This is a genomic window from Virgibacillus sp. FSP13 (genome assembly GCF_054048505.1).
On record NZ_JBSVKG010000005.1, the window covers coordinates 17,024 to 28,855 of the forward strand.

The following is an 11,832-nucleotide window of genomic DNA, read 5'->3' on the forward strand; positions in this document are numbered from 1 at the left end:
TGTCATGTTCAACCGGATCACCAAGCATGTCGGAATAGGCTAATTCTAATCCGTATGTAATACTGCCTATTTAACCACATAAAATGTAACCAAGCCAATCTAATCTTGTGAGGAGGGGAAGTAATGTTAAATTTTCCTGTAGATAGTTTCTGGTATATTGTGCCGTGGCCATTCATTTGGTTAACGCTTGGTATCGTTATGTATTTCATAAAAAATAGGGGTGACAAATTGGAAGATAAGGAGATGAATAAAAAGTGAATTCGGATGTCATCATATTCGTTATCTATTTGTTAGTACTCTTGTGTATAGGTTTATATTTTTCTAGAAAAGCTTCCAAATCACCTGATAGTTATTTGTTAGGTGATCGAAAAGTTGGCCCCGCTGTAACAGCATTAACGATGCAGAGTACGTCAATGAGTGGATTTATGTTTTTGGGCGGCCCGGCTTTAGCCTTTCAACAAGGCTGGTATGCGATCATGTATGCAATTGGTGATGCGGGTGGCGGCATTATTAATCTGTCAGTCTTAGGGAAAAGAATGAGAAGAATGTCGGAAATTCTAGGTGCATTGTCGCCAATTGAGTACTTGGAAAAACGTTTTGAAAGTGCTGCAGTTCGAGTTGTGGGATCCATTATTGCCACTGTTTTTCTATTTGCTTATGTGTTTGCACAATTTCTTGCTGCGGGCAAGGCATTAGAATCTTTAACGGGATGGAAATATGAGTGGGCCGTTATAATCGGTGTTGGTATCATCATCATATATACGGTTGCTGGTGGATATCTAGCCGTGGTGTGGACAGACTTTTTTCAGGCAATCGTTATGCTGTTGGGTGTTTCTTGTCTGCTAGTTGTAGGTCTTGTACATGTAGGTGGGATCTCCGGGTTAAATCAATCCTTAGGTGAAATTGATCCATCATACTTAAGTATTTGGGGGAAGGATTATGCTTTTTATGGACAATGGGGTGTTATATTAGGTTCCAGTTTAATCTATATGATTGGCTATATGGGACTGCCACATGTTGTAGTCAGACACATGTCCATGAAAAGTACCAAGACAGTTAAGACGGCAACATTGTGGACAGCCGTATACAACCAATTATTTGCTTATGCTCCATATTTATTAGGTTTTATGGGTATCGTTCTTTTACCAAACTTAAGCGATCCGGAAATGGTTATTCCGACGCTCGCATATACGTTCTTTCCTGGAATTTTTGCGGCTATATTACTTTCCGCTGTGATGGCAGCAATCATGTCTACCTCTGATTCTATTTTAATGCAGGCAGGGACGATTTTGTCTCGTGATATTTATCAACGGTTTATTAATAGAAAAGCTAGTCATAATAAAATGATCCTTGTTTCCAGACTTAGTGTACTTCTAGCAGGGATCATAGGTGTTGTTGTTGCAGTTGTTCAACCGCCAAAGGTTTTTGATCTTGTTGTGTTTGCATTTGGTACGATGGGTAACAGTTTTATGGTTCCATACATTGTTGCTGTATATTGGAAAAAGGCAAACAGTGCAGGGGTTTTATGCTCGATGATTGGTGGAGGCGTAACAAACATTTTATGGACGTCATTTGATTGGCAGAGTGTAACTGGTATTCATCCATTCCTTGCTGGTTTAATTATTTCCATTATCGCAATGATGATTGGTAACTTGTTTGGCACACCTCCTTCAGAACCGATTCAAAAAGTATTTGAAGAGTCAAAAGGACCACGATCATTACCGAAAAATATTGAAAAAAATATAAATCGCGATATTAGTCCGGAAGCGAAGATTATTTCCACTTTTATCCAAAACAACAAACCAATAAAAGGGTGAAAAATTGATGATCGTTCAGGCAGAACAGTTGGGCTTTAAGCAAGAGGAAATTGAAACGCGACTTGAAAAGCTAGATTCAGGTAGAACTTATAAGGCACAAAGGCTGGTATATTATCCGTATATTATGTTTGAATACGTCATTGATAGGAGGAACTTTTTCCATCCGCTTAAAGGAAATGTCGGTTGTACTATCGATGGTGTTAATAAGGTTGGGGCTCTGGCAGATACATTTCCACAACTAGCCTCGCAGAACGTATCTGATAACCATATCATTCCACTACATCTAACGTTGGCTGAAGCGAAAGAAGTCGCAGAGAATTTTATCTATCATTCAATCGCATCAAAAAAGAAAGTTCTTACCGTCCCAACATTAACCTCATCGAAACAAGCAATATTTTACCGACCTTACTGGATTGTGGAAGGTGATTCAGACCTTCCAGATCATTTTTTAATAACGGTTGATGCCGTAACCGGAAAATTTCACCCACTATAATCCGGCTGATCTGTTATTGATTACAAAACGACTAATAATAGTTGCGATTTTGTTACACAATGTAAATATATAATTTATTCAAAAAATTTATAATAGTGATTGTATAGTGTAAACGCTTACTTTTTATATTTTACTTCATAGAAGGTTAGAAAAATTTAATTAGGAGGTGACTTTGGATTTTATCGGAAGAGATGGTGCGTGGTTCTATCGGAAAAAAACGTGTCATGGAATGTAAAAATAGTTTGTTCAATATCTAATCCATAAACCTTGTAAGGAGGCTTATCATTGGAAAATTTACTACAAAATTTACTGTCAGCGGATGATCTGGCAAAGAATTTTGATGAGTCCAAGCCAAGTTTTAATGCACAAGATGCGTTAGACGAAGCCAATCGTTGTCTTTATTGTTATGATGCACCCTGTATCACGGCCTGCCCAACTGGAATTAATATCCCTGGTTTTATTAAAAAAATTGCATCAGGGAATTTAAAAGGATCAGCTAAAACAATCATGGAGGAAAATCCCGTCGGAGCTAGCTGTGCCCGGGTTTGTCCGACCGAAGAATTGTGTGAAGGCGCCTGTGTTCTTAATCATTCAACAAAGCCTATTATGATTGGCGACCTGCAGCGCTATGCCACGGATTGGTCGATCAAAAATGAACAAGTATTATTTAAAGCCGGGAAGAAAAACGGAAAAAAGATTGCCATTGTTGGTAGTGGCCCAGCAGGTTTATCTGCAGCTCGTGAATTCGGGCGACTGGGTTATGATGTGACGATCTTTGAAAGTAAAGGTGAAGCTGGTGGATTAGACACGCATGGGATCGTTCCGTTTCGACTGCCAAAAGATATAGCTCTATGGGAAGTGGAACAGGTAGAGAGTTTGGGTGTTAAAATTCGTACAAATACCGAAGTCGGCAAAGACATTTTTGCGGAGGATCTTGTACATGATTATGATGCAGTTATCCTTGCTGCAGGTATGTCAAAGGTGCCAAATTTAGGCATTGAAGGCGAAGATTTAGCAGGTATTTATGATGCCATTGATTTAGTGGAAGAAACAAAGAATGGAAACTATTCAGCGGAATTTAATGGGAAGCGTGTGGCTGTTATTGGAGCAGGAAATACGGCGATAGATGGTGCTACTACATCGGTCAGACTTGGAGCGGATAATGTCAAAATTCTCTACCGTCGGACAGAAGCAGAAATGTCTGCCTATGATTTTGAATATGAATTTGCCAAACAAGACGGTGTTGAATTTAGATGGTTAGTTGCACCGAAGCGTTTGATTGGTGACGATAGTGGTCATTTGAGACAAATGGAGTGCGTTCGTATGGAATTACAAGAAGCAGGATCGGATGGACGCCGCCGCCCAGTGGAAATAAAAGGTTCTGAGTTTTTAATAGATGTTGATATTGTGGTCAAGGCAATTGGTCAGACACGGCATCAGCAGCTAATCGATGAATTTGGCTTGGAACATCGTGGTGGTGTTGTCAAGGTGGACAATGAAACGTTCCTTACCTCTCAGCCGAAAGTTTATGCTGCTGGCGATGTGATTTTTGGCAAAGGGATCGGTGAGGCAATGGTAGTATCCGCTGCACAACAGGGAAAGGAGACAGCATACGCCATCCATCAGCAATTAAAAGGATCTGAAACGGAGAAGGTTTAATAGAAAAATAGCGTAACGATATGGGAGGATGAATATGGCTGATTTAAGTATCAATTTTGCAGGAATTAAATCCCCTAACCCTTTTTGGCTCGCATCAGCGCCGCCGACTAATACAGGGTATCAAGTACAACGCGCATTCGAAGCCGGATGGGGCGGTGCGGTATGGAAAACACTTGGTGAGCCAGTACTGAATGTTACCTCACGTTTTGGTGCACATCATTTTAATGGTCAGCGGGTGGCGGGCTTCAACAATATCGAATTAATATCGGATCGGCCGATTGAGGACAACTTAAAAGAAATCTATGAAACAAAAAAGCGTTTTCCGGACCGGACAATTATAGCTTCATTAATGGTGGAACCAGAGCGCGATAAGTGGCATGAAATTGTAAAACGGGTTCAGGATGTAGGGGTTGATGGCTTTGAATTAAATCTTGGTTGCCCACACGGCATGTCTGAACGGGGAATGGGAGCTGCAGTTGGTCAACACCCAGATTTAGTAGAAAAGTCAACGTTGTATTGCAAAGAGGCTGCTGAAGTACCAGTCATAACAAAACTAACACCGAATATTACAGACATAACTGCAACTGCAAGAGCTGCTGAGCGAGGTGGCGCCGACGCGATAAGTATGATCAATACGATCAATAGTTTAATAGGTGTGGATCTGGATACATGGAACCCAACGCCTAATGTCAATGGAATGGGAGCGCATGGAGGCTACTGTGGTCCAGCAGTTAAGCCGATTGCCCTAAATATGATCGGAGAATGTGCACGGCAACCGGATATTAATATTCCAATTTCCGGAATAGGTGGCGTTTCAACCTGGCAGGATACCGTTGAATTTATGCTGATGGGCGCAGGTGGCGTGCAGATATGTACAGCTGCGATGCATCATGGATTCAGTATTATTGATGATTTAACAGAGGGGTTAAGCAATTATCTGGATGAAAAAGGGATTGACTCGGTAAGTGAAATCATCGGAAAATCAGTGGAAAAATATACAGATTGGAGCAACCTGGATTTAAACCATAGACTTGTTGCACGTATTAATAATGATGTATGTATCAATTGCAATAAGTGTCACATTGCTTGCGAAGATACTTCCCATCAGTGTATCGATATGCTAGTAGATGAAAACGGTGAAAATTATTTGAAAGTCAGGGAAGATGATTGTGTTGGGTGTAACCTTTGTTCGATTGTTTGCCCAGTTGAAGGGGCAATCGACATGGTGGATCTTGTACCTACTGAACCACCAATGTCATGGAATGATCGACAAGGTGCTTTACAAACGCTTAATCGGAAATAACTGATTTCTTAAAGTTTCGGTATATACCTCTTAGGTTGTTTTTTATTTCTTAGGCAGGGAGGATTCATTTGTGAAAAAACTTATCAAAAACGGCACCATCGTAACTGCTACAGATATTTATAACGCAGATGTTTTGATTGAAGATGAAAAGGTGCAAGCAATTGGTCAAAACATCAGTGATATCTATGCAGAGGTGATTGATGCATCCGGTTATTATATCATGCCTGGAGGGATTGATCCGCATACACATATGGATATGCCATTCGGTGGAACGGTTACAACGGATGACTTTGAGACCGGTTCCATAGCTGCTGCATACGGCGGAACCACAACGTTTATTGATTTTTGCTTAACTGAAAAAGGAAAATCACTAAAAAGTGCACTTAAAAAATGGCATGCGAAATCAGGCAATAAAGCTGTTGTTGATTACGGATTTCACCTGCAGATCGTAGAAGCAAATGAGGATGTACTACAGGAAATTCCACAGGTGATTGAGGAGGAAGGGGTAACTTCTTTCAAGGTATTTATGGCCTATAAAGATGTATTACAGGCTGATGATGAAACACTATTTCAGACATTGATTACTGCCAAGGAACATGGTGGGTTGGTGATGGTTCATGCGGAAAATGGGGACGTTATTAACTATTTGACAGAGGAAGCATTAAAGAATGGAAATACAGACCCAATCTATCATGCCTTAACCCGACCACCAGAGTTGGAGGGAGAAGCAACAGGCAGGGCTGCAAAACTTGCTGCCTTGGCTGATTCGCAGTTGTATGTCGTTCACGTAACGTGTAAGGAGGCGGTTGAACAAATTGCGAAAGCACGCAGCAAAGGGTTTCGTGTATATGGGGAAACGTGCCCACAGTATTTAGTTCTTGATCAGACCTATTTGGAAAGGCCAGATTTTGAAGGGGCAAAATATGTCTGGTCCCCACCATTACGCGATCAATCCAACCAGGAAGTTTTATGGAATGCACTGAAGAGTGGAGAGTTACAGACGATTGGTTCCGATCATTGTTCCTTTAATTTTAAAGGTCAAAAGGATTTAGGAAAAGGTGATTTTTCCAAGATACCAAATGGAGGACCGTTTGTTGAAGACCGGTTTAGCCTGTTATTTTCAGAGGGTGTAAAAAAAGGCAGAATTTCAATGAATGAATTTGTCGATCTAGTTTCAACACAGGCTGCTAAACTTTTCGGATTGTTTCCGCAAAAAGGGACGATCGCTCCGGGTAGTGATGCTGATATTGTGTTATTTGATCCGACTGTTGAACGAACCATTTCTGCTAATACCCACCATATGAATGTGGATTATAGTGCTTTGGAAGGAGTACAGGTAACAGGTGAACCCGTGACAGTACTTTCCCGCGGAGAATATGTAATCAAAGATAAGGAATTCGTGGGGGCGCCTGGAAAGGGGAAATACGTAAAATGTAGTAAGTTTGACTACAATTCCCCAGTAAGAACACAAAAGGCAGAGGATTTGGTGAAGTGAATTATTCATGGGGTATAAGCTGCTTGATTGATGGATCGAGCAGCTTCGTAAACCCTCAATAAGTGAAAAGGGGTCGGACGATGGGAAAGACCAATAAAGACAACTCGTACTTAAAGTCACCGGATTTACTTCCAGTTAGTCATCATCAGCGGAAGATAGGAATCATGGGATTTTTTGCAATGTGGATTGGGATGGCCATACTATTAGCAACCTTTGATATCGGAGCTTCTGGTATACAGGGTATATCCTTACCCTGGGTCGTACTGGCAACTTTAATAGGCTGTGTTGCGGTTGGTGGGTTTATTTCGATCGTTGGAGATATCGGGGTTGAACATGGCTTGTCTTTTCCTGTATATATGCGTGCACCCTTTGGTATAGTTGGTACCCATATACCCTCGATAGCACGGGCGGTTACAGCATCATTTTGGTTTGGACTAAATACGTATTTCGGTTCAACCGCCATCAATTCCATCATTCATACCATCAACCCAGGATTTGATAACTGGTTGTTGTGCTATTTTGTATTTGCCCTCCTGCAGCTGATTAATACTGCTTCAGGTATTAAATGGGTGGAGCGTTTTGCTGATCTTGCGGCCCCGATTATTATTATTCTCTCTTTAATCATCTATCAAACTCTAACAGCAGATATCATCGAGCATGGGGGCAATGTTTGGGCTTGGGCAGAAAGTCCCGTTACGGGAGGCGCTGCAGTTACAGCGTTTATTATCGTTATTTTTGCCAATATGGGATTTTGGGCAACGTTAGGATGCGATATCCCGACAATATCACGCTTTTTTAAAGCACCTAAATATGAAAGAAATTGGTTTAAACGAAACAAAACGAATTTGATCGGCAGTTTGATTGCCATGCCATTGACGGAAACATTCATGATTATGATTGGTGCAGCAGCCTTTATGGTAGCAGGTAGCTCTAACCCAGTTATTGCCCTACAGGAGACAGCTTCCGGCTGGATGTTGGCAATGTTACTACTAATGATTGTATTGACACAGTGGTCAACAAATACAGCAGCGAATATTATCCCTGCTGCAGCTATTTTTTCCAATGTATTGGGACCTAAAGCATCTAATGTGATTGCCGTATTTGTTGTTGGTATTGTGGGAACAATTATTCAGCCTTGGAGTGTCTATGAAATATTGACACAGGCATTGTTATTCTTTGGAGCCGTTTTATCAGCGATAAGCGGGATACTCGTTGTTGACTATTATGTATTGCGAAGGCGAAGGGTGAATGTACAGGAACTATACCAGCATAGTGGACAGTTCAAGTATCACGGTGGTGTAAACATTGTCGGTTTTATTGCTTGGATAATTGGCGGTATTATAGCCATTCTGCTCATTGACTATTCGTTTATCGTAGGATTTGTTATTGCAGGAGTTGTTTACTATGTGCTGGCTAAGCATTGGTATTTCAAAAGATTTCCACAGGCAGAAATAGAAGACCCAGATGACGATAAATATCTGGGGATTACGGTTGGACGTGATTGGGTTATTGATGAAAATGATGAAGATGGTAAGAAAGATGTAGTAGGATAACCTTTTAAAGGAGGGATAGCATTGTCGAACTATGATGCTTTTTTAGAAGAAAAAGTGATAATCGATGATTTAATGAACAGAGGTTATACCATTACTAGCGCGCAAGGTACGCTTGATGGAGATGTTGTTGAATTTGAAAATAAAACGCTATCAGATAAAGAAACGATTCTTTTAACAAATCCAGACAGTCGAAAATATTTTATGGCTCTATACATGAAGCAACAAAAATTAGTGACAAAATAAGGCTTAAAGTGTGTGTTCAAAAAGGCGCCAAACTAGAAGCAAGGAGATGGAGGCGGCGTAGTTTTGACAGGTGGTACGTATGCATTTAGATGTGAGCACACGGTAAGCCCCGCTGAATCATTTTATCACGAAGGAAAAATGGTTTTCTTTTTCAAAGAGGGGCTTGTATAGGAGGTACGGCTTGCTGTGTCACTCAAAGGACGTGGGCGGTTTTGGCAGAAGATCCTTTGTAGCCAACGAAGAGATTCACAACTTATCATTTGGTGACTTTTTGAACAACCTCTTAAAGGTCAATATAGAGATAATTAACTGGAGGGTGAATATACGATGGAAAAACAAAAAGTACTTATTAATGGAGAACGGCTAAAAGATACAATAGAGGAATTCGCTGATTTTGGCAGGACCGAAAATAATGGTGTTACCCGTTTAGCATTATCTGAAATAGATCTTAACGTAAGGAAACACTTCCAATCCGAGTGTAAAAAGCTTGGGATGACGGTCGTATGGGATGATATGGCCAATATGTATGCAACATTACCAGGGATTAATAATGATCAGCCCCCAGTTGTCGTGGGATCTCATTTAGATTCTGTAAAAAAGGGTGGACGTTTTGACGGTGTGCTTGGTGTATTAACAGGACTGGAAGTAGTCCGAACGATCGTGGAAAACGGTATTAAACCACAAGTGCCTGTCGTTGTTGCTAATATTACAAATGAGGAAGGTGCAAGATTTGAACCCGCAATGATGTCTTCCGGTGTGCTTTCCGGCCGGTTTGATAAAGCGACGATGCTGCGGTCGGCAGATTCAGAGGGAATGACATTTGGGGAAGCATTAAAGAACAGTGGCTTTGAAGGGAAGGAAGAAAACCGGTTAAAGCATGCAGCGGCCTTTTTAGAGTTACACATTGAACAGGGGCCTGTTTTAGAAAGTGAATCATTGCAGATTGGTGTTGTTGAAGGCGTTGTTGGCATGGTCAATTATGAAATCGAGGTTAGCGGTGACTCTGACCATGCCGGTACAACACCAATGCCAATGCGCAAAGATGCTTTGTTCGCTACCAACAATCTAATTACGGAAATACGGCAAAAAATGGATAAATTAGATGATAAACTTGTTTATACGATTGGCAGAATGAATGTAAGCCCTAATATCCACACCGTTATTCCAAATAAAGTTGTTTTCACCCTTGAGGCAAGACATCAGGATGCAAAGACAATTAGGCAAGTGGAAGAAATAATTCAGGGGCTTCCGGAATCCTCTGGCAAAGAGAAATGTGAAGTAAAAACAACGAAACAATGGGATCGAAATACGGTATGGTTTGATGAGGAAATCGTGAATTCACTGGAACATTCAGCGAAAAATATCGGATATTCTTACAAACGTATGGTAAGTGGTGCCGGTCATGATGCGCAATTTATTGCGACTTATATCCCAACCGCTATGATCTTTGTACCGAGTGTTAACGGCAAGAGCCATGCCGAAGATGAACTGACATCTTGGGAGGATTGTGAAAATGGGGTCAATGTCATGTTGCAAACCGTGTTAGATTTAGCAACAAAATAAGGTCGGTGGTAAAAGATTGAAAGAAATCTAGAAGATAGATTTCTTTCAATCTTTGCTATCTATTTTTGTTAGATAATATGCCTTAATCGCTGTTTCCAATGCCAACCGGTTGCTTGGTTCCATAAAGTCCTTTCCAAGTAATTCGCCTATTTTCCGGAGACGATGATACAGCGTTTGCCGGACAATAAATAACTGCTCTGCAGCCTCTTTTTTGGAACCGCTGCAATTAAAATACACTTCTAGGGTTCGCAATAGTTCACTTTTTGTTTCACGATCATATTTGATTAAGGGTGCTAAACAATCGTTACTGTATGATTTTAAATGCTCTCCTTGATGATTAAGAAGCAAACGATATAAACCAATATTTTCATAGAAAATAGACGATGAGATATTTGCACTCTGTAAAAAAAGAACTTTTTTTGCTTGTTGGTAACTAGATACCAATGCGGATATATCGTTATTAACTTTACTAATCCCAAAAATACATTTACTGCCATCAAAAATATTTTTAGCACGTATTTCCCTAATTGCTTGCACAACCTGTAAAAACTTGGCTTTGTCTTGTTCAACACTATCGTTTACGTTGAAGGATGAAATAATAGCGATATCATTTTTTCCAACAGATACCGCGGGATGGAATCCGTGCTGCTTAAACAAAGAACGGAACATGACCGATCGTTGCAGTTTTATTTCGTTCCAATCCTCCTCATTTGTACCGATTTCGGGTTGGTTGGTTTGTACCAAAATTAGCCTATAACAGGAACTATTTCCGGTTAAAGGTATGATTGCTTGTAGCTCGTCGGCATCATATTCTTTTCCATGTAGCAGATTTCGAACCATCTTATCTTCTATATTCTGTTTTCGTTCTTCAATCGTTCTGTTTCTTAACATAATTTGTGCAATTGCGAGTGCAGCCCGATCCATGATAGAGAAAAGAAAATCCTTCAAGATGTTTTGCTCTACTTGCAAACATAGATAACCCCAAATTTGTCCCAATCCTTTTACAGGTGCGATAGCGAATTTCCCATCATTTAGTGAAATGAAGTCCTCTTTTGCAAGGTGGGAGTCAAAACCTGCTATGTATGCACGGATTTTTTCTTCGATGTACTTTGTTTCAGGTGGATAGTAATAGGATCGTGCTTCGTCTGTAATATATAAGATATCTTCTTTTAAATGAGTATGTAATTCCTGGAGGATTTTCAAAATGCCATTGGGCAACAAAGAGAGTTCATTAAATGTCGTTGATAATTCGTTTAGCTGGTTAAGCATTTGGTGGTGCTGGTTAATAATCAGGGAATGAAGATCCTGCGTTATATCAACAAATTTTACAAAGCGTTCAAATACAATGATGGGGAATTGATAGTGATTGGCTAACTGTATTACCTCATTCGAAATACGATGAACATGTGTACCAATCTCTACGCAAATCCCTGCTGCATTTCTAGTAATTAAATTCTTCATATAAGTCAACTTTGTGGATGAATCAAGCCCCAAACCTGCCCCAGTGGTTAGAATTAATTCACCACCATTGATTAGAGAATCAAATTTATTCGTTTCTAAAATATGTGTCCATCTTACTTTTTTATTTAACCCCCCATTTCCAGCAATCACGTTGGCATCTTTAAAGATATCCCTCTGCAGAATATCGCTGATGGTTAATTCAAAATTACTGACCAATATACATCCCTCCACAATGTTAAAGCGAT

The 11,832-nt window shown here is 40.3% G+C and carries 10 protein-coding genes; 9 read left to right on the forward strand and 1 reads right to left on the reverse strand.

The window, feature by feature from the left end:
* Nucleotides 1-123: 123 nt before the first annotated feature.
* From ACW2QC_RS06140 to ACW2QC_RS06180, 9 genes are all read left to right on the forward strand, one after another.
* Complete coding sequence (locus ACW2QC_RS06140) at nucleotides 124-258, forward strand: hypothetical protein (RefSeq protein WP_457543100.1); 135 nt, start codon at nucleotides 124-126, stop codon at nucleotides 256-258.
* The gene (locus ACW2QC_RS06145) at nucleotides 255-1,817 is read left to right on the forward strand and encodes a sodium/proline symporter (RefSeq protein ID WP_457543101.1); all 1,563 of its coding nucleotides are present in this window, start codon (nucleotides 255-257) and stop codon (nucleotides 1,815-1,817) included. Before ACW2QC_RS06140 ends, ACW2QC_RS06145 begins: the two co-directional genes overlap by 4 nt.
* Nucleotides 1,818-1,824: 7 nt before the next feature.
* Nucleotides 1,825-2,310 carry a hypothetical protein gene (locus tag ACW2QC_RS06150; protein ID WP_457543102.1) on the forward strand — a complete coding sequence of 162 codons (486 nt, stop codon included), beginning with the start codon at nucleotides 1,825-1,827 and terminating at the stop codon, nucleotides 2,308-2,310.
* Nucleotides 2,311-2,595: 285 nt separating this feature from the next.
* A complete protein-coding gene (locus ACW2QC_RS06155; RefSeq protein ID WP_457543103.1) occupies nucleotides 2,596-3,969 on the forward strand; it encodes an NAD(P)-dependent oxidoreductase in 1,374 nt (457 codons plus the stop codon).
* A 34-nt stretch (nucleotides 3,970-4,003) separates the two neighbouring features.
* Nucleotides 4,004-5,272, forward strand: a complete 1,269-nt coding sequence (gene preA / locus ACW2QC_RS06160) for an NAD-dependent dihydropyrimidine dehydrogenase subunit PreA (RefSeq protein WP_457543104.1) — start codon at nucleotides 4,004-4,006, stop codon at nucleotides 5,270-5,272.
* Nucleotides 5,273-5,342: 70 nt separating this feature from the next.
* A complete protein-coding gene (gene hydA / locus ACW2QC_RS06165) occupies nucleotides 5,343-6,767 on the forward strand; it encodes a dihydropyrimidinase (protein ID WP_457543105.1) in 1,425 nt (474 codons plus the stop codon).
* Between the two features lie 80 nt (nucleotides 6,768-6,847).
* Nucleotides 6,848-8,320 carry an NCS1 family transporter gene (locus ACW2QC_RS06170; RefSeq protein WP_457543106.1) on the forward strand — a complete coding sequence of 491 codons (1,473 nt, stop codon included), beginning with the start codon at nucleotides 6,848-6,850 and terminating at the stop codon, nucleotides 8,318-8,320.
* Between the two features lie 21 nt (nucleotides 8,321-8,341).
* Nucleotides 8,342-8,563 carry a hypothetical protein gene (locus tag ACW2QC_RS06175; RefSeq protein ID WP_457543107.1) on the forward strand — a complete coding sequence of 74 codons (222 nt, stop codon included), beginning with the start codon at nucleotides 8,342-8,344 and terminating at the stop codon, nucleotides 8,561-8,563.
* A 327-nt stretch (nucleotides 8,564-8,890) separates the two neighbouring features.
* Nucleotides 8,891-10,126: an allantoate amidohydrolase gene (locus ACW2QC_RS06180; protein ID WP_457543108.1), complete on the forward strand. Its 1,236-nt coding sequence runs from the start codon at nucleotides 8,891-8,893 to the stop codon at nucleotides 10,124-10,126.
* Between the two features lie 45 nt (nucleotides 10,127-10,171).
* Here ACW2QC_RS06180 and ACW2QC_RS06185 read toward each other — a convergent pair whose 3' ends face one another.
* Entirely contained in the window at nucleotides 10,172-11,803 is a 1,632-nt protein-coding gene (locus ACW2QC_RS06185) for a PucR family transcriptional regulator (RefSeq protein ID WP_457543109.1), read from the reverse strand.
* Nucleotides 11,804-11,832: the final 29 nt, after the last annotated feature.